This window comes from Methanosarcina sp. WH1 (genome assembly GCF_000970005.1).
Taxonomy (GTDB): domain Archaea; phylum Halobacteriota; class Methanosarcinia; order Methanosarcinales; family Methanosarcinaceae; genus Methanosarcina.
This window is the reverse complement of record NZ_CP009504.1, coordinates 1662228-1680436: the sequence shown is the minus strand read 5'-3', so window position 1 is coordinate 1680436 and position 18209 is coordinate 1662228. Positions and strand designations below refer to the sequence as shown.

Below are 18209 nucleotides of genomic sequence, written 5' to 3'. Positions count from 1 at the left end.
TGAGTTCTCAGATTCCTGATGAATCTTGCCTGCTTTAAAAATAAGTTTCAAAATATACTTTATCTTACGGCTTTCCCGTAAATTTCCGATATTTTCAGAGGCTGATTAAAAAAAGAGAATGGGCAGCGAGTGCCCGCAGATTTCTATGCTTTCGAGATTAGAGCTCTTCGAGCGAGGAATCCCACTCCGGGTCTTCTTCAGCCAGTTTTGCGTTGATCTCTTCAACTTTTTTACGGTATTCTTCTGCAGTTTCGGAGTCATCCATTCCTTCAAGGAGATTTGCGTAGTTGTTGAAAAGCATAAAACTCCTTTTCAGGGAACCAAGGTCTTCAGGAGTGGATTTTGCCAAGCGTTCGTTAAGGTCAAAGGCTTTTTCAAAGCACTCTTTTCCTTTTTCCTGTTGATCCATAACCGAATATCCGATCCCGAGATTATTCAGAGCTCCAAACATATGATGGAGGTACAAAGAGTTTTCAGGATCTTTTTCAGACAGGATTTTGAGGTTTTTGTATGCATATTCGTATTCCGGAATTGTTTCTTCCAGTTTATCGACATCCCTATATATGTCCCCGATTTGTTCGGCAAAACTGGCAAGCATCTTTTGAAGCCCCAGGTTCATCGGATAGGTTTCATATAATTTTTCAACGGTTTTGAGGGCAAGTTCATAGTATTTTCTGGCAACGCTTGAGTCTTTCTCTTCGGACTCCAGTTTTTCAAGGAGGGACATTCCTAATAAGAATGCTTTCCCTGATGTAAGGATTGTGAGTTCCGGGTCCTCAAACTGTTCAGCAATTATTTGATCAAATCTTTCAAGTGCCTGCCTGTGATATTCCACTGCTTTTTCCTCGTCCCCAAGTTCGGAATGCAGCACTCCAAGTTCAAAGTATGTAGTTTCCATATCCAGATAAAGTTCATGTTCATGTTCCAGATCGTGATCATGCTCCAGATCGTGATCATGCTCCAGATCGTGATCATGTTCCAGATCGTAATCATGGTCATGATCATGTTCCATCTCATGGCTGCTTTCCGGAGGCATCAGTTCAAGGAGCTGTTTCTGGACTTCCAGGACCCTTTCATACACCCTGAGTGCTTTTCCGAATTCTCGATTGTTTTTGAACAGCAGTCCTAGAGTGGTCAGTGATTCGAGCAGTCCCTCATGGAAAAACTCGTTTTCAGGATCTGATTCAAAGGCTTCTTGAAATACAGGGAGAGCCCTTTCATGGTACTGAACTGCAGTTTCAGGTTCCTCTTCTGCATAGAGATTTCCTATCTGGTTCCAGGTATCAGCCTTATTAGCTTCTAACATGAGTTTATCGGCATCCGTGGGGTGAAGGTTTTCGTAGATTTCGATTTCCTTCTCATAATAAGCCTTTGCCTTTTCAAGTCCCTCTTCTTCCGCAAAAAGGTCCCCAAGCTCCCGGTAGACATCGGAAAGCTTCAGGGAATATTCAGGGTTTTCAGGTTCTTTTTGCAGCAGGTTTTCATAGACCTGTAATTCGTCCTTATAGCAGGTTTCTGCACTTTCAAGGTCTCCAATATCCGAAAACAGCTCTGCAAGTTCCTCTAAAGAACTGGCAAGGTTTTTATCGTCTCCAAACAGGTCCGGGTATTTATCCATCAGTCCCCGGAAAATTTCCCTTGCTTTCGTATAGTAGTCCCTGGATTTTGTGGTATATTCCGTGTCTGAAAATATTAAGCCTGAATCCTTGTACATATCTGCAAGAACCATAAAAAACGGAATGTTTTTGGAAAATGGAGTGTTTTCAGAAACTTCAATATTTTCAGAAACCGGGATATTTTCAGGCTTATTTTCTATCTCGCTTTCCAGCAGGCCCAATGCTTTTTTATAGCACTCCTCTGCCTTTTCGAGATTTTCCAGGTCCGAATACATATCGGCAAGATAACGGTATGCGTAGCTCAGGTAAACTTTGGTTTCAGTATTTTCAGGGTCTTTTTTGAGGACTTTTCCGTAAATCTCTATTGCCCGGTCATAAACATGCTTCGCCTCTTCTAAATATCCCTTTTCCTCGCAGAGACTTCCAAAGTTCATAAGCGAATCATCAAGGCTGCTGAGGTGTTCGAACATTTCAGTTTCACTTTTGATAAGTTTCTCAATGACATCGAATTTTTTATCAAAAAGTGGTGCTGCGTCTTCGATTAATTCTCCTACTTCAAAACAGAGCCCTATGTGTTCGATCGTTTCCAGGAACTTTTCCAGGTACCCTGGATTTTCGGGATCGGATTCCAATAAATTCTCAAAGCCCAGGACCGCTTTTTCAAATATCCCTTTCATTTGAGAGATGTATTCTTTTGATTTTTCGGGATCTTCAAGCGCCGAAAGGACATCTCCAATGCTTCCAATAGTTTCTCCTATAAAAGACCGGTAATCTTCCCTTTCCGGCTCTTTCGAAAAAAGCTCCCAGCTAATCTCCAGTGCCTTTCCTAAAAGTACAAGCGACTCTTCGAGTTCATCAATTCTGTATTTTGCAAAACCTTTAAAAAACAGGAGGTTGTATGAGATCTCTGGATCCTTTACTTCTTCTGCGATTTTTTCGGCCTTATCAAGGCTTTCAAAGGCCTTTTTATATCGCTCTTTATCGATTTCGTCGGCTGCTTTCTTCAATAAGCGAAAAGCAGAATCATGTAGCTTCCTTGACATAGAAATAGCATAGGTTTTTTCATATAATAATTGTAGGTCCGGGAAGTTTCAATGTAAACTACCCCCTGCTTCTATTGGGGTCGAGGAAGGGAGATTTCCCGCCTAAAGTTAAGGTTAGAACTTCTGTAAATGCTTCTTTCTAATTTGATTTACGTGAGCAATTTTGTAATTTCGGTAAGTTTTCATGCAGCACGCCGAAGCTATGAAAATTTAAAAAATTTCTCTGAATCTTTCCATTTCAAGCCGTTTCAGCCCTATTTCTGTCTTTTTTGACTGGAATGCAAGTTTGTTAGTTAACCTGTGATAGCTCTCCAGCCGCTCTTCAGGAATAAACCCATCCCTTACAGCCTTCAGGACAGCACAACCCGGTTCTTTCTCATCGTCTTTTCGGATATTCACTGTCTTCTGAACGACTTCCCCAAGAAAAGCGTTGATAATTGTGGATTTTCCGATCCTTGAAGAACCTACGAGTACAACCGTTCCCCCAGGATTAAGATATGGGCTGAGGATATCAAGCCCTATTTTTTAGAGAGCACTTAAGGGAATTATCGACACGTTCCCTGCAATGACCAAAATTATTTCTACCAACCGGTTGGGTTATCTTCAAGGTCAATTTTGTTAAGTAAAATCACAGAGCTTGCCCCGGAAGAATATACAATAGCAAGATACCTTTCTAGCCTTCGAAGGTTGAGGTCCTTCCCCACAGAAGTAACGATAAAGATGGTATCGAGATTTGCAGCAATTACCTGCTCCCCGCCCCCGCCTCCTGCTGCACCTCTTGAAAGGCAGGTTCTTCGGGGCAGGATATTCACAACCATGCGTGAACCAGTCTCAGGCTGGTCAAACAAAACGACAAAATCCCCTACAACCGGCTGCTTGCCTCTATTTCAAACCCTTTTTATAGAAATAAAGAGAAGTATTGGAAAGAGTAAGAATGAATGAGAATAATAAAGAAAACGAAAAAGAAGATCCAATAGGCTCCGGGATCGCATTTGGCATGTTATTTGGTGTGATAATTGGCATTCTGATAGACAATATAGGCCTGGGAATTGCTCTCGGACCTGCACTTGGAATAGTTTTAGGGGTAGCTTTTGGGAAAAAAGAAAGGAAAGAGGACGTGAAAAATAAATAGTAATGTAATTTCATGCCAAACTGATCCCAAAACTCAAAAACTACTTCCTTGAATCCTGTTTTGAAAGGAACAATCCAAATTCAACATTAATAAATAATGATAAACAGTATTCATATGGTGATAATATGAAAGTTAAATACGCAACGCCACAATTAAAGAACTTAAATCTAAAGGTGCCAAAATCACTATGAAACCCATACCAATAACAGTTGGGACCATTACTTTCTTAGAAGACCCAAATGGAGTCAAAATAGCGCTAATTCAACACCACTAATCCATTTTTCTTCAATTCAAACACAGATAATGGTGCTTTTTTTATTAAAGAGGAAAGCCATTCCGATGAAATCTGGAAGTCCCGAAAAATATGATTATGGATATATTAGGAATGGAACAGCAAATGTATTCATGGCGGTGGAATTCAAAGCAGGAAAAAGGGTGACTCAGGTAACCAAAGATCAACTGGAAATATACGAGAAAAATTACTGATGAGAAAATGTCTAAATATCAATGCACCCTAATTAAGTTGCCATGACACCAGTATAATCAGTTGGAAACATCAGTATGTGGAGATAGAAACATGTTGGAAAGCAGAATTATAGCCGCACACTCTGATGACAATTATGTAGAAAGGACGCGCTTTGAAGGCGAGATACTTTCGGACATCGATATCGTAAGGATAGAATTTGAATCGATACAGTTTATACAATGTCAGTTCAGCAAATGTGATTTTTCAAAAGCCAGCTTTTACAATTCGGTGTTTGAGAATTGTAATTTTGCGAATTGCATTTTTATGGAAAGCTACTGGAAAGGCTCCAAAATTTTAACGTGCAAGGGTGATGGCAGTAACTTCAGCAAGAGCCAAATAAAAGAAACTTCTTTAGAGGACGGTTCCTTTCGATATGCAGATTTTTCAAGTTCCGTATTGGAGAACTGCACCATTCGTGACTGCAATTTTACGGAAGCCTTCTTATCCGAGATTCGGTTAAAGAAGCCCACACTGAAAGCGGTAAATTTCACAGGAGCTGATTTTTTTAAAACCTTACTCGAAGACATCGACATATCGGATTGTATCATTGATGGAATAACAGTATCCGATACACGCAATGAACTCAGAGGGGCTATAGTCAATGCCGGGCAAGCAATAGAACTTGCTGCGCGGATTCTGGGAATCAGAATTGTGTAAAGCATTGACTCGCTCACATAAATCAGAGGAGAAATGAATGGATCTTTCCAATGTCTGCCAGGGAAAGCAATGCTTTTATATATCGTTTTAACAGGTCCCATAAAAGGTTCTTTTTGATTTTCTACCGTTACGGTTGCCAGTTGTACAAACTTCTTGATTGTGCTCTGCATGGGAACATTTACTATCGAAAATAGTTCTGTTATCTTAGCACCTATCTGAAAAGTGGTCACCTACTGTAACTTTTACAATATGCAATATGTAAAATCGAAATGGATACTCTGATATTATAATCGAAATGGATACTCTGATATTATAATCGAAATGGATACTCTGATATTATAATCGAAATGGATACTCTGATATTATAATCGAAATGGATACTCTGATATTATAATCGAAATGGATACTCTGATATTATAATCGAAATGGATACTCTGATATTATAGGCTTATTGTGACTTTTCAACATGCATTACTGACTTTTCGGATAGGTTCATATTTTTTTCCTGAGAACTACTTGGAAACTAACTAATAGTTATAAATTAACCAATAATTATAAACCAATCAATAGTTATAAACTAACCAATAGTTATAAACTAACCAATAGTTATAAACTAACCAATAGTTATAAATTAACCAGTGGTTATTTAATCACCAATAGTTACAAATGAACTTAGAGTACACAATAAATGGAGTAAATAAAATGAAAATGGAATCTGTAAAATTAGTTTATTTTTCACCAACCGGAACAACAAAAACGGTTGTTCAGGGCATTGCACATGGTATTAATCCAGGCACCACGGAATTAATTGACATTACCAGACCGGATGCAAGAAAACAACCGTTAATGACCTCGGAAAATGAACTGCTTGTACTTGGAGTTCCCGTTTATATGGGGAGAGTGCCGGCATTATTAAATGAATGGCTGAATTCAATTCAAGCTCATAATACACCGACGGTTTGTGTTGTGGTTTATGGCAATAGGGAATATGACGATGCATTACTCGAACTAAAAAATATTGTAACGAAATGTGGGTGTATTCCCATTGCCTGTGCAGGATATATCGGGGAACACTCATTCTCAAATTCCGAGATGCCAACAGCCGAGGGACGTCCCGATGAGGATGATTTACTCCATGCAGAAGAATTTGGACGGAAAATACGTGAAAAACTGCAATCTGTTTCAGCAATTTCTCAGATCTCTGATGTGCAGGTGCCTGGCACTTACCCTTATAGAAGAGATGCAAAACTATGGATTGTTGATTTTATCGCAGTCAATGATGAGTGTACACAGTGTGGGACCTGTGCGGAGCTGTGTCCTACTGGGGCTATCGATCCAGAAAATAGCAATTTGATTGATACGGGAAAATGCATCACGTGTTGTGCATGTATCAAGAACTGTCCTCAAAACGCCAGATCGATGAAACCCGGGCTGGTCAAAGACGCATCAGTGCGTCTCCATACGCTCTATAGCCAAAGAAAGGAGCCTGAATGTTTTATTTAATGAATATATCCCAAATAGATCCCGAATATATCCAGAATATATCCCGATTGGTAAAAGTGGAAAATTGGAATACATTCATTTCTTGAATCACATAACTAACAATCATAATGTAAATGTGGGCTTGTGAATATGGATCAGGTGGAGTGGAACTATGGGAATCGCCGATAGAAGACAACGAGAAAAAGAACAGCGAAAGATCGAGATCATCGAGGCAGCCGAACGTCTCTTTTTTACTCGAAGTTATGAAGATGTTTCCATGGAAGACATCGCCCGCGAGGTCGAACTGAATAAGGCTACCATTTATCTATATTTTAAAAATAAGGAGACACTTTTCGCAACTATTGTACTCCGTGGTATCCAGATCCTTAAAAAAAAATACACGGAATGCATGGAGAAACAGGTTCCAGGTATTGTCAAGGTAGCCCTGATGGGCCAGGTTTATTACCAGTTTTCACAGGAATACCCCGATTATCTCCGAATTATCCATTTTTACGGTTCTGAGCGTTTTTCCAGAGAGAACCCGTGTACCGCAGAGATTGGAAAGGGATATGGTACCTGCCGTCTGATCCTGCGGGATGCGATCCGGGAGGGTATCGATGACGGTACAATCCGGGCCGATCTCGATCCGTTCCTGACCTCGATGTACCTTATGATCTCCTTCATGGGTATCCTGTCAATGGAAAATAAATGGAAACTGGTGATCGAGGCGGAAGGATTCAGCTACGAACAGTTTGCCAGTGAGTTTTTCCGGTTCATTACTCCTGCTATCTCTTCCGGGGAGGAATCTCACAAAATGGATGTCAAAGATTTCGCATCATTTGGATTCTTTTTAACCGAGCCTGTGGCACCTGAGAAGAAAAAGAGAGAAAAATCTTAAATTTTTTAGAATTCGAGGTTGAATTTTTTCACCTCTGTAACATTTTATATTCTTGATTCCCACCTGTTCCATACGAGACAGGCGAATTCAGCCCGAGATCATAAAAGTATACCAATAAAAGTATACCAATAAAAGTATACCAATAAAAGTATACCAATAAAATTATCCGGAGGTGGAGCGGTTCTCTCTACAAATGCCTCCTAAACAAAAAAGAAAGAAGAATAGAAAAAGGTCACAGCAGGATGAAGAAAACTCTGAATCAAATATGAACCCGTCTTAAACTTCCAACCCTTCTTCTTTAAGGAAATGGTCAATCAGTTTCCTTGAAATACTGATCTTTCCGGGCAGAGCAGGCAAATCTTCTACCGAAAACCATTTTGCATCCTCAATTTCAAACCCGTCAGGCCGGATGTCCCCGGAATCATATTCTGCGGTAAAGCCGATCATGAGGGAGTTCGGAAAAGGCCAGGCCTGCGTTCCGAAGTAAGTTATGTTTTTTACTTTGAGCCCGACTTCCTCCCAGACTTCTCTTGCAACTGCCGTCTCGGCCGTTTCTCCGGGCTCGACAAAACCGGCTATCAGGCTGTACACACCGGGAGGGAAATTCGGGGACCTTGCAAGCAAAACCTCATGACCCTTTCTGATAAGCACGATTATAGCAGGCGAAATCCTGGGATAGAAAAGTTCTCCGCAGGAGGGGCATTCTTTTCCTCTTTCTCCGGGTTTCTGCACGGTCTTTGTTCCGCAGCGGCTGCAGAACTGGTTTGTCCGGTCCCATTCCACTACCTGCACTGCCTTATTCACAAGTTCAAAGCACCCTTCACTGATCTCCGAATGTGCCTTTCTGAGGTCGACAAATTCCATCCCCTCCGGAGCCTTCGCATCTGCAGGCAGCTCCACAGAGTAGCAGTGTGTCCCCTCAAGCATACCAAGGTACTGTTCCCTTACTGCAGGAAGCCCGAACTCCCCAAAGTCCAGGAGCTTTGGAATAGCTCCGGGGTTTTTTCTGACTTTCAGAAGAATGTCACGGCCCCGGAAAATGAACCAGAGAGCCTTTTCGGTCCTTCCGGCTGGTGGTTCTACGCCTAAGATGAATTTCGGGTAAGTGGGATTTTCCCTGTTTGTAGGGGTCATAATGCTCATCTATTGGGTTTTGTTCTATATATGATTACAGGAGTTTCCCTCTGACTACCATCAATTCCTCAAAAGAAACCTTTTTTCTCCCCACAACATCGACCTCAAACCCCAGTTTCCCCATCTTCTCCTTCACTGCTTCCATCCCGGTAATCGAAGAGATCAACACCAGAATTTTTCCTCGGGGTTTCAGGTAGTTCCTGACTTCATCTAAAAAACGGTCAAGGGTTTCCCGCCCGCTGGCTCCGCCGTCAAAAGCATAATTTAACCAGCCTGGGATTTTTTCTTCTTTGGAAGTAGGGAGGTAGGGCGGGTTAAAGATGATGAGGTCAAAAGAGGTTTTCTGGCTTTCCGGCTTCAGGCCTCTGAAAAGGTCTGTGAGGATGACCTCAACCCCATTTACTTTTGCACAGCGGGCAGCATGCGGGTTGATCTCGGTTGCAAATACGCGGACACCCGTCACATTTGCCCTTAGCACGGCAGATACAAAACCCGAGCCTGCCCCGATTTCCAGGATACGCATACCTGGCTCTGCTTCATCAAGGACCGCGTCAGCAAGCAGGAAGGAGTCTTCTGCAGGCTCGTAGACAAGGTCTGTGGCTCCGAGTTTGACCCGGGTGTTTTTGTATTGTATTTCAACCATGGATTATCTGGATTTGAGGTCAAAAATCATGTTTGCAATGCTTGCAAGCTCTTCAGGAGTAAGGTTTTCAGCCCTTTTGTTCATGAAATTTTCAGGGAGCTGGCTTACAACCTCTTTGACTTCCGGGATTTTGAGCACATGATTTGTGTTCAGGATCGAATTCCTCAATTTTTTTCGGCGCTGGCTGAAGACTGCAGCCACAAATTCAAGAAAGAAAGCTTCGTCGCGGACTTCGAATGGAGCCGGGCGGGGAATCAGCTTGACAACTGCAGAATCTACTTCAGGTGCTGGCTGAAAGACGCCTTTTGGAACTTTCATGAGGATGGAAGCATCGGCAAAGTAATATGTATCGACCGTAAGGCGGGAGTAGTCCTTGCAGTCCGGAGGAGAGACCATGCGGGCTGCGAACTCGTACTGGTACATAAGAATCCCAAGTTTGAATTTGCGGCGCAGGAGCTTGAAGGTGATTTCCGAGGAGATGGAATAGGGGAGGTTTGAAACAACCCTGTCAAACTCTGGAAACTCGACTTTCAGGGCATCACCTGCGATAATCTCCACATTTTCTGCTTTATCGAAACGGTCATGCAGGACTGAAACAAGGGCAGGGTCAAGCTCGACTGCAATTACCTTTTTTGCTCGCCTTGCAAGCCGTTCGGTAAGGTTTCCTATTCCTGCCCCGATTTCAAGAACCGTATCCTGCGGGCTTAGTTCAGCAGCAGCAACTATTCGGTCCAGGTAACCGATATCAATAAGGAAGTGCTGGTCAAAGGTGCCTCCTTTTATGTTGTACTTTTTGAGAATGGAACGAACCAGGGCTGAAACCTCCTGAGTAGATTAAGTGTTTTTAATAGATAATATTTGGATAAATTCTCAAAAACTGAACCTTCAGAAGTCCTATACCAGAAAAGGGGTTAAAAAAAGAAAGGAAATATTTCACCGATCGCTCGAGCCCTGGCGGCGAGGAGGGACGGTGAAAAGCCTGTACTTAATGAAATCATCCTTGAGTTCTTCTATAATCCTGTGGGAAATGACTTTAACAGGGTCATGAAGACTCGGGATTCTCTCGCGGATATCCTGAAAGCTCTTAAAGTCCCCTTTCTTATGTTCATCAATGATAGACCACATGAGTTTTTTTCCTATCCCGGGAAGGAGTTCAAGCATATGCAAGCGGGTTGTAATGGAATGGGCTTCGTTGAAGAACTTTACGAACCTCTCTTCTTTGTGCCTGACACAGGCTTCAAGGATAAAGGGCAATTCGAGGTTTGCTCCGGTAGTAAGGTCAGAATACCCTATCCTCTGTTTTACGTGGTCTATTTCATTCCTGTCTCCAGGCCCGATGTAGACTCTTGACTGGATTTCAGGAATTACACCGGATTTTGGGACCAGTTCCATAAGAGTAAATTTTTTATCCCCTACAGCCTGCACAAGAGGTTTTTTCTGGAACGTTGACGTGCCGTCAACGGATTTTCCATAGGGAAGATAATCGAGGACCCATACATATTCCTCCCTGTCCTGTGAATTCTCCATGGTTTTTCCGGATGAGCGCGGAGCTCTTTCTGACTGCCTTTCATATTGCGGTTTGCCTGCCGGCCGTCTGCTGCCAGAAGAAGGTCTTTCGGCAGACGACCTGCCAGTATACGGTCTACCTGATTGCGACTTCTCTACTACCATCAGCACCCATCCTATCGATAAATATGAAACCCCATTAAGATCTGATCTTAGAGAACCGGGGAATCCTCTGCTGCTAAATTTTTCAGGTCAGGGTACTCCCTTGATACTTAAAAGTACTCTAACCAGATTTCGGATAATTCCCTCATGAATAACAAGATAAACTGTTATATAGCTTATTCTCTTTACTTTTTAATTATTCCATAGCCACGAATACATAGTCCAGAATTTGATCCAGCTCTTCATTGCTCAGGGTGTACTTTTCTTTCGCATAGATTGACCTGAGTTCATCTCTGGATTGAGGCAGAATGTCTGCTATCCTTATCGCAATAACGGGCTTCATTTTTTCAAGCTCAAGTAACTTATTAACAAGTTCTCTTGCTTTCTCCCCATTAATTTTAGAGAACTGTTCCGCATGATGCAGGGCTTTTCTGAAACTGTATGCAACCTCGAGCCCCTGCTCTCTGCGCTCGTCAGCGATCCCGGAAAGTATATCCTTGACCTCGGCCAATGTCAATAACTCTTCGTTGATGACTTCCTTAACTATCATTGGAATACACTCTTTTGAATTAAAATTTCAGGTAGTTGTATTTCCTTACAGAGCAATCTTTTCTACTGCTTCATTGTGAGCTCTGATTCCTGCAGTTGGCATTTTATGCCTTTCAGTACCCGACATGCGCCCGATAAGCCGGAACTGTTATTGAATAATGAATAACGTTATCCTGAACTATCTCAGCTATATGTAATACAAATGATATATAATTATAGATGTTCCATAATTATAGATGTTCCTTTTCCAGGATAATAGACTAATTTTTAAAAGGGCCGTAAATAAGGTTGTTATTTGCCGGAATTTCTGGTAGAATTTTAAACCTCCGGTTAGAAGCCTGCAGACCTTAAATCCCAGAGTAAAAAGGAAGATTAGGTTGTAAAAACCTAACTGCCTTGCTAGGAATCAGTACTTCTGAGGTTTCAGGTGCTGGGGAAGGGAAAATACTTCCTTCATTGCGTTTCCGTTGCGGACTGCCAGCACATATGAGCGACCGCGCTGCCCGATAACCTTCCCGGTAGAACCCTGAAACTTTGGATTTGGCATACCTTTCTGGATGCTTGGGTCGATGTCAATGTGGACCATCTGCCCTTCTTTGAATTCCTGAATTGCCCTGCTTATAGGGGAAATTCCTCTTTCACGAACCGTCTTCTGTAATTTGTACCTTGTGCAGCGTTTTTCACCGTGGGAATTTGTCATCGCATGTTCCTCCGTTAGAATGCTCGATTAGTTTCTCTCTAATAAAGTTTCTCTTTAATAATTGATTTTCCTCTAAATAAGATGGATGTTATTTAAATGAACCGTTCATTAAGCCACTCTTTCCCTGTGGCCCGACCGGCTAATGAAACTGATTCAGATTGAAATCCAGATTGATTTAGATTAGATCGAGTCAAATTGTTTGGATTGATTCAAACTATTTGGATTGATTCAAACTATTTGGATTGATTCAAACTATTTGGATTGATTCAAACTATTTGGATTGATTTCGTTTATTTAAAGCAGATTCAGATGCCTGGAGCTTAAATTTCGACGTTAACTACATCAAGATCTTCCACAAGCGCCGGGACTCCTAAAAGCCCTGTCAGGCTCGGGTTTGTCCTGCCCTCGTCCCCGGAAATCAGCTCTTTGACGTACAGCCCACCTTCACAGTTTACGGTTATGTGGGCATGACCGTTATCTGTCAGCTCGTCAAGCGTAATGCTGTGCACGTGCCTTTTCCGGACAAGATCTGCCCGCCTGTGAACCACACGCTTTGGAGTCTGCTGAGCGATCTCCGTACCACTCAAAGACTCAAGGCAGGATTTAAGCTTTTCCTCTGAAACAGGCTCTTTAAATGTAACTTTAAGCTTATAAGTTTTATCCGCCTTTGAGCTCTTCAGGATCTCAATCATGCTTTTTTCTACAAAGCGAAGATCCCTTACCTCAACTTTTCCTGCAGCATTCTCATTAATTAAGGCAGTAAGCATTTCAAGGTCAGCCATGCGCTTTACAGGGGATTTTGCTTCTACCACAAAGGGTCTGCCGTTTCCGAGCATCAGGGCATCTATATCTTCCCTTCCCGAACCGTGAAAAGCCGTATCAACAGCCTCAAATGTTTCGATGACGGGACCTTTGATAAGCTCATCTACGGATTCTGGATATTGTTTGCCGGTAAACCCGCAGCTCTCACAGCCTCTACCCTTACATTTCCTGCAGGGCCAGCGGGTCTGCGGGATTCCGCGAACTTTTTTGAGGTAGCGTCCGTAAACATATACTGAACGGACCTGAAGTTCGAAGTTGGTTGTTGCAAGGTCAAGGGTGATCACAATATCCGGGTTTTCAAAATCCACTTCTTTGTCAACCTTTTCTGCAATCCGCTTGCCTACTTCCCGGTTAAGTTCGGTCTTTAACTGCTCGGCATAGGCAGTCCCTGCCTCAGCCCATAACATCTCTTCGTTTTCACTCAGGAGCCCGCTGACCTTTGTCCCCACCAGGAAGGTGGAGTACTCAAGCCCTTCGAGGGCTTTTGCAGCTTTATCTGCCCATTCATCCAGTTTTTTGAACTGGTCAAGGCAGACCCAGCACTGCTCGTCTTCACCCTCGATTCTGAGAGTTTTCCTTGCAAGGGCACTGCAGGGAACAAGTTCCTTTAAGAGAGAATCATCATTTTCACTTTTGTAAATGCGGTCCCCTTCAAGGACAAGGGCGAGTTTCATTGCCTGCCCGCGCTCTCTGTTGCTGAGGCCTGTGGATAATTTTGCAAACTGACGGCCCATGCAGTGGTCACAGACAGGACCTTCGTGCAGAATCTTTTTTGAAATTTCAAGTACATCCATTTGGTTTCACATTCTCTAAGCTCTTTGTTCGGGAAATAGACCCGGGAGGGGATAATTGAAGGTTGGGATTGGAAGATTATATTGATAAATTATATTGAAAGATGGTATTGAAAGATGGTATTGAAAGATGGTATTGAAAGATGGTATTGAAAGATGGTATTGAAAGATTATTATTGGAAGATGATATGAATGTGATGCGCAAATTAGAAGCATGTGCCCTAAAAGATGCATCAGGATAAGTTTCTATTCTGATACAGGGAAGTGGAATATAACTTTTTGGATTAAAACCTGATCCAAAAATCGCAGCTCAGTTCTCAGCCCTGGAGTTTGCCCCTCCTGGAATTTCCCCTCTTTCTGCTTCAACTCTGTCCAGTTCGTTATGGATAAGAGTTATGCAGTGGTTGGAGTGAAGGGAAATTGGACCAACCGAAATAATTTTTGCTCCTGCTTCAAGAAGCTGTTTTTCCTCTTCTTCGGTAACACCGGTGTGATCTCCCAGAATAAAAACAGGGTCCCGGATTTCACCGGCAAGTTCTCTGATATCCTTGCCGTCTTCTCTAAGATATACCAAGTCCCTCCCTTCAAAAGAAGCCAGCAGGGACTTTAAGTCTCCCTTACGTATCCAGACACCAGGTGTGGATCGGGTATCCAGTTCAGTTGCATTTTTCAAAAGGGCCTTATTGATAAGCGAACCACTGCTTCTTTCGTCCGGGTTCAGGTATCTCAGGTGGAGCCCTTCAAACCTGATAATTTTTCCGGGTTCAGGCTCCCCCAGAAGAAGCAGGTGCACGTTTACATCCCTGCGCATTCCAAAAGAGAGGAAAAGGGCAGAGCTTACGCAGCGGCAGAGTATATCCATTCTTCCTGCAGACCCGGGGAGGTCATTTAAAGAGAACTCGCCGCTTGTCATTGCTTTATGCCCTATAATAATGATATCTCGCATGGGGCAGTATATTACGTAAGGGATATAAAAGATGTGTGCATGTTCACAGAAAAACACATAACATAAAGCGTATAAGAAATTGTATCCAATAATTCAAACTAGAATTAAAAACCATAATTCAGATCATAGAAAAAAGAGCATGATAAGGACAGGATATGGATGAAGATACTCGCGATTTCCGACCCCCATGGGGACTATTCAAAGATAAAAAAGATCATCGAAAAAGCCGGGGAATTCGACCTTGTCGTGGTAGTCGGAGACATTACCAATTTCGGGCCCGATGAGAAGGCAGAAGAGCTGGCTGAAATGTTTGATAAGCCCGTGCTTGCAATTCCCGGGAACTGCGACCAGAAGAGTATCCTGAAAGCCCTTGAGAAGTCAAAAGCCATAAACCTGCACGGAAAAGCCGAGCAGATTGGAAAAATCCGGTTTATCGGGCTTGGAGGCTCGAACCCCACTCCTTTTAACACCCCTTTTGAGCTTTCCGAAGAAGAAATCGAAAATGCCCTTGAAGGAATGGTCTGCTCCGCCGAAAACTCAGGTGAATGCGGGACAATAGTACTCCTGACTCACGCACCTCCACATGGAGCAAGGGACGAGCTACCCTTCGGACATGTGGGCAGTAAAGCCATCCAGAAGTTCCTGGACAGGGTTGACCTGATTGTCTGCGGGCACATCCATGAAGCAAAAGGCACTGAAAAGGTTGGAAAAACCGTTGTTGTAAATCCCGGGGAAGCCTGTAAAGGTTCCTGCGCTCTTATAAATATTGAAGAGACCGGAAACAAACCCATTGAGGTTGAATTCGTAGAAGTATAAAGTAAGTTTTAAGTAAGTTTTAGCCAGATTTTAATAAACCAGATCTCAATTAACCAGGTTCGTTCAGGTTTTCGGAGTCATCAGTATACATATATAAAGAGATTTAAAGAGATTTCCGTGGACTCTTAACCTTTTTCCTTTTTAAGGAGTATATTCGTCAGCAAGAACATCCTTACTATAAAAATATATTTTGTTTTACATCTTCATATTGTGTCTTTAACAAATAAGAACTCACTTTAACAACATATAAGAACTCACTTTAACAACATATAGAACTCACTTTAACAACATATAGAACTCACTTTAACAACATATAGAACTCACTTTAACAACATATAGAACTCACTTTAATTACATTATTTTGCTTGTATATGGAAATACAGCCAGAAAAATCTGAGAGGTTGAGCTACGGACGTAATTAGCGAGTTCGGTTTCGATCCGGTTTTTGTGGATTTCCTGACAAAACTTGCCATTGCCTTTTTGATAGGGATCATGGTAGGTGTAGAAAGGGAGCACAGAGGCCTTGAATATGAAATTTTTGCTGGTGTCAGGAGTTACAGCATAACCTGCATAACAGGAATGCTCGTTGCTCTTGTGAGTGGACCAGCAGGCATAGGCTTCGTTTACGTAGCTACGCTTTTCTTTGCAGCTATCTGTTCCATAATTACCTATTCCAAGATATTTCTCTATAAGCGGATAGGGGTTACAAGTCCTATTACTCTCTTTTTCATTTTCGTGATGGGTGTCCTTGTTGGCTATGACTACGGCCTGTTTGCTATTGTCTCTTCAATAGTTGTATCTTTCCTCCTGATTCAGAAGCAGCCCCTTCACCAGTTTGCAGGAAACCTGACAAAAGAAGAGCTTTACAATGCCATACAGTTTCTGGCTGTCGCTTTCATACTTTATCCGGTGATGCCGGAAAAACAGTTCTTCGGGCTTGTAAACCTCAGGTCTGCAATTCTGATTGTGATTCTTGTTTCCCTTATCAGTTTTTCAAGCTATGTTCTCCTGAGAAAGTTCGGGACAAAACGCGGCATGTGCTATTCAGGCTTTCTCGGGGGCTTTATAAATAGTGAAGCTACTACAGGAGCACTTGCAGGGCTCTCAAAAAAAGCAGAGGCGATGGACGATCCTGTACTTACAGGAATTCTGCTCTGCAATATTTCCATGCTCATTCGAAACCTTATATTAGCCTTTATAGTTGACCCTACAGGCCAAACAACTCTGTTTATGCTTCCTTCTCAGCTTGTACTTATCGCCGTTTCCATAGCAATAGTTATCAGGCACAGTAAGAAATTCTGCTCTGTAGGCGGGGGCGAGCTTAAGATTCAATCTCCTTTCTCGCTCAATCAGGCGTTTAAATTCGGCATTGCTTTTACCCTGATTCTCATCATAGGAAACTTTGCCTATGACATTGCAGGAACTGCCGGAATATACATAACTGCCTTAGGGGCTATTTTCAGCAGCTCCGGAGTGATAGTCTCTGTAACTCTCCTTGCCGTAAGCGGAAATATCTCCTACGAAGTCGCAGCAAATACTGCAGTGCTTGCAAGCCTTGTAAGTACTGTAAATAAAATTCTGCTTTCAAAAATTTCAGGTTCTGCAAGCCTCTTCTCCCTGGCAAAAAACACATTCGGAATCATTGCAGTAACCGGAACTGTTGCTTTAATTTTATGGAACAGCCTGTAAAAAAAAGCGAGATGAAAGAATACTTCGGGTATGAAGACACAGTCATCTAAAATACGGATCATGTTTTTGCACAAGTCTAAAATATCTTTATATGCAAGCAAAGCACTTAAATTTATTAAGAATTTTACTTTGGAAAAAAGATACTATAAAAGAAAAGTACAAAAATATATTTATATGTACTTAAAGATACAGGATGAATTAAATGTTTGAAAAAAGAATAAAAGTCCATTAAAGTAAGGACTTAAGATTAAATAACATTAACAATTATATGAACAAGAACAGACAATTATATTCGTAAACTTTAGACATTTTAAAGTCAAAGCATCAAAAAACGATTTGAAACTTAGAATTATTTCTGCAGAGTTTCTAATTCCATAACCAAAAATGATTGTGGGGAATAATATGAAAATAAAAATATTTGTTCTGCTTCTAGTTTTAAGTGTAGTTTTGTTCTCGGGATGCACTGGAAATGAACAGCCCTCCCCGGAAGAAAACGCTACACCTGAAGAAACAGTAACCCCGGAAGAAATTGCAACTCCGGCAGAGACGGAAACACCGGCAGAGACGGAAACTTCGGAAGAAGTTGAAACCCCGGTAGTAACGGAGACAGAGGAAGAAGATGTAATGCCGGAAGAAAATGAGACCGAAGAAGGGCCGGCAATTAACACATCCAGTATAAGGAAAACTCCCTATACTATAAGGCTGGACAACTATAGAGCATATCCCTCAAGCCTTGATATCAAACAAGGAGAAACAGTCGCCTGGATTAACTATCAGGACAGCCCGAGGAGAGTCTTTACCCTTACAAGTGAAGAAGGTCTCTTTGAGAACACAGGCCTTGTGTACAGGCGTTCCTTTGTCTATACCTTCAATGAAACCGGGACTTACAACTTCACCGTTATCGGGCAGTCCAGAATGGATGTCAATATAACTGTGAACAAGCCCTGAAGAAGTTTTTTGAAGAAGTATTTAAAAGGAACTGATGAATAAAATACCTCAAAAGGTATATACGGCTTTATCTGGAAGGCAGCAAAACTTTCCAGTAAATTTACTTTTTTTCGATTCTAAACTTTGCCACTCGTTTCCATTTCTGATTA

The 18209-nt window shown here is 42.0% G+C and carries 18 protein-coding genes and 2 pseudogenes; 8 read left to right on the top strand and 12 right to left on the bottom strand.

The annotated features are described in order from the left end of the window. Positions 1-157: 157 nt before the first annotated feature. The 4 genes and pseudogenes from MSWH1_RS07440 to rsgA all read right to left on the bottom strand — a co-directional run bounded on the left by MSWH1_RS07440 (position 158) and on the right by rsgA (position 3507). Positions 158-2659, bottom strand: coding sequence for a tetratricopeptide repeat protein (locus tag MSWH1_RS07440; RefSeq protein ID WP_082088061.1), 2502 nt, complete (start codon positions 2657-2659; stop codon positions 158-160). 210 nt (positions 2660-2869) lie between these two features. After that, complete coding sequence (locus MSWH1_RS19980) at positions 2870-3058, bottom strand: hypothetical protein (RefSeq protein WP_052722769.1); 189 nt, start codon at positions 3056-3058, stop codon at positions 2870-2872. Between the two features lie 36 nt (positions 3059-3094). Further along, positions 3095-3169 (bottom strand): annotated as a pseudogene (locus MSWH1_RS20775) (hypothetical protein); the annotation flags it as partial. A 71-nt stretch (positions 3170-3240) separates the two neighbouring features. After that, positions 3241-3507 (bottom strand): GTPase RsgA, encoded by a 267-nt coding sequence (gene rsgA / locus MSWH1_RS19975; RefSeq protein ID WP_052722768.1) that lies wholly within the window; start codon positions 3505-3507, stop codon positions 3241-3243. Positions 3508-3578: 71 nt separating this feature from the next. Here rsgA and MSWH1_RS07430 point away from each other — a divergent pair, with 71 nt between their 5' ends. From MSWH1_RS07430 to MSWH1_RS07410, 5 genes and pseudogenes are all read left to right on the top strand, one after another. Continuing rightward, the gene (locus MSWH1_RS07430) at positions 3579-3791 is read left to right on the top strand and encodes a hypothetical protein (RefSeq protein ID WP_197074625.1); all 213 of its coding nucleotides are present in this window, start codon (positions 3579-3581) and stop codon (positions 3789-3791) included. 321 nt (positions 3792-4112) lie between these two features. After that, positions 4113-4244 (top strand): annotated as a pseudogene (locus MSWH1_RS18955) (IS630 family transposase); the annotation flags it as partial. Between the two features lie 124 nt (positions 4245-4368). Then, entirely contained in the window at positions 4369-4974 is a 606-nt protein-coding gene (locus MSWH1_RS07420; RefSeq protein WP_048127405.1) for a pentapeptide repeat-containing protein, read from the top strand. A gap of 702 nt (positions 4975-5676) precedes the next feature. Then, positions 5677-6477, top strand: a complete 801-nt coding sequence (locus tag MSWH1_RS07415; RefSeq protein WP_048127403.1) for an EFR1 family ferrodoxin — start codon at positions 5677-5679, stop codon at positions 6475-6477. A gap of 151 nt (positions 6478-6628) precedes the next feature. Then, positions 6629-7354, top strand: coding sequence for a TetR/AcrR family transcriptional regulator (locus tag MSWH1_RS07410; protein ID WP_048127401.1), 726 nt, complete (start codon positions 6629-6631; stop codon positions 7352-7354). A gap of 276 nt (positions 7355-7630) precedes the next feature. On the opposite strand, the gene nudC is transcribed toward MSWH1_RS07410, so the two are convergent. The 8 genes from nudC to trmY form a co-directional block, all read right to left on the bottom strand. Beyond that, complete coding sequence (gene nudC, locus MSWH1_RS07405; protein WP_048127399.1) at positions 7631-8488, bottom strand: NAD(+) diphosphatase; 858 nt, start codon at positions 8486-8488, stop codon at positions 7631-7633. A 34-nt stretch (positions 8489-8522) separates the two neighbouring features. Beyond that, positions 8523-9131: a HemK2/MTQ2 family protein methyltransferase gene (locus tag MSWH1_RS07400; RefSeq protein WP_048127397.1), complete on the bottom strand. Its 609-nt coding sequence runs from the start codon at positions 9129-9131 to the stop codon at positions 8523-8525. Between the two features lie 3 nt (positions 9132-9134). Further along, positions 9135-9857: a 16S rRNA (adenine(1518)-N(6)/adenine(1519)-N(6))-dimethyltransferase RsmA gene (rsmA, locus tag MSWH1_RS07395; protein ID WP_231585755.1), complete on the bottom strand. Its 723-nt coding sequence runs from the start codon at positions 9855-9857 to the stop codon at positions 9135-9137. Between the two features lie 207 nt (positions 9858-10064). Then, on the bottom strand, positions 10065-10802 hold the full coding sequence (locus MSWH1_RS07390; RefSeq protein WP_048127393.1) for a DUF655 domain-containing protein: 738 nt from the start codon (positions 10800-10802) through the stop codon (positions 10065-10067). 193 nt (positions 10803-10995) lie between these two features. Then, entirely contained in the window at positions 10996-11349 is a 354-nt protein-coding gene (locus MSWH1_RS07385) for an RNA polymerase Rpb4 family protein (RefSeq protein WP_048127391.1), read from the bottom strand. A 405-nt stretch (positions 11350-11754) separates the two neighbouring features. Next, positions 11755-12048 (bottom strand): 50S ribosomal protein L21e, encoded by a 294-nt coding sequence (locus MSWH1_RS07380; protein WP_048127389.1) that lies wholly within the window; start codon positions 12046-12048, stop codon positions 11755-11757. A 320-nt stretch (positions 12049-12368) separates the two neighbouring features. Further along, complete coding sequence (locus MSWH1_RS07375; protein WP_048127387.1) at positions 12369-13664, bottom strand: tRNA pseudouridine(54/55) synthase Pus10; 1296 nt, start codon at positions 13662-13664, stop codon at positions 12369-12371. A 307-nt stretch (positions 13665-13971) separates the two neighbouring features. Then, positions 13972-14607: a tRNA (pseudouridine(54)-N(1))-methyltransferase TrmY gene (trmY, locus tag MSWH1_RS07370; protein ID WP_048130295.1), complete on the bottom strand. Its 636-nt coding sequence runs from the start codon at positions 14605-14607 to the stop codon at positions 13972-13974. Between the two features lie 159 nt (positions 14608-14766). On the opposite strand from trmY, the gene MSWH1_RS07365 reads away from it, so the two are divergent. The 3 genes from MSWH1_RS07365 to MSWH1_RS07350 all read left to right on the top strand — a co-directional run bounded on the left by MSWH1_RS07365 (position 14767) and on the right by MSWH1_RS07350 (position 18060). After that, the gene (locus tag MSWH1_RS07365; protein ID WP_048127385.1) at positions 14767-15423 is read left to right on the top strand and encodes a metallophosphoesterase; all 657 of its coding nucleotides are present in this window, start codon (positions 14767-14769) and stop codon (positions 15421-15423) included. A gap of 447 nt (positions 15424-15870) precedes the next feature. Next, complete coding sequence (locus MSWH1_RS07360) at positions 15871-17112, top strand: MgtC/SapB family protein (protein ID WP_048127383.1); 1242 nt, start codon at positions 15871-15873, stop codon at positions 17110-17112. Between the two features lie 402 nt (positions 17113-17514). Beyond that, positions 17515-18060, top strand: coding sequence for a hypothetical protein (locus MSWH1_RS07350; protein ID WP_048127379.1), 546 nt, complete (start codon positions 17515-17517; stop codon positions 18058-18060). Positions 18061-18209 lie beyond the last annotated feature (149 nt).

Coding starts and splice junctions, on each gene's coding strand:
- MSWH1_RS07440 (WP_082088061.1), bottom strand. CDS start 2,659: ATGTCAAGGAAGCTACATGATTCTGCTTTTCGCTTATTGAAGAAAGCA.
- MSWH1_RS07420 (WP_048127405.1), top strand. CDS start 4,369: ATGTTGGAAAGCAGAATTATAGCCGCACACTCTGATGACAATTATGTA.
- MSWH1_RS07415 (WP_048127403.1), top strand. CDS start 5,677: ATGAAAATGGAATCTGTAAAATTAGTTTATTTTTCACCAACCGGAACA.
- MSWH1_RS07410 (WP_048127401.1), top strand. CDS start 6,629: ATGGGAATCGCCGATAGAAGACAACGAGAAAAAGAACAGCGAAAGATC.
- nudC (WP_048127399.1), bottom strand. CDS start 8,488: ATGACCCCTACAAACAGGGAAAATCCCACTTACCCGAAATTCATCTTA.
- MSWH1_RS07400 (WP_048127397.1), bottom strand. CDS start 9,131: ATGGTTGAAATACAATACAAAAACACCCGGGTCAAACTCGGAGCCACA.
- MSWH1_RS07390 (WP_048127393.1), bottom strand. CDS start 10,802: ATGGTAGTAGAGAAGTCGCAATCAGGTAGACCGTATACTGGCAGGTCG.
- MSWH1_RS07385 (WP_048127391.1), bottom strand. CDS start 11,349: ATGATAGTTAAGGAAGTCATCAACGAAGAGTTATTGACATTGGCCGAG.
- MSWH1_RS07380 (WP_048127389.1), bottom strand. CDS start 12,048: ATGACAAATTCCCACGGTGAAAAACGCTGCACAAGGTACAAATTACAG.
- MSWH1_RS07375 (WP_048127387.1), bottom strand. CDS start 13,664: ATGGATGTACTTGAAATTTCAAAAAAGATTCTGCACGAAGGTCCTGTC.
- trmY (WP_048130295.1), bottom strand. CDS start 14,607: ATGCGAGATATCATTATTATAGGGCATAAAGCAATGACAAGCGGCGAG.
- MSWH1_RS07365 (WP_048127385.1), top strand. CDS start 14,767: ATGAAGATACTCGCGATTTCCGACCCCCATGGGGACTATTCAAAGATA.
- MSWH1_RS07350 (WP_048127379.1), top strand. CDS start 17,515: ATGAAAATAAAAATATTTGTTCTGCTTCTAGTTTTAAGTGTAGTTTTG.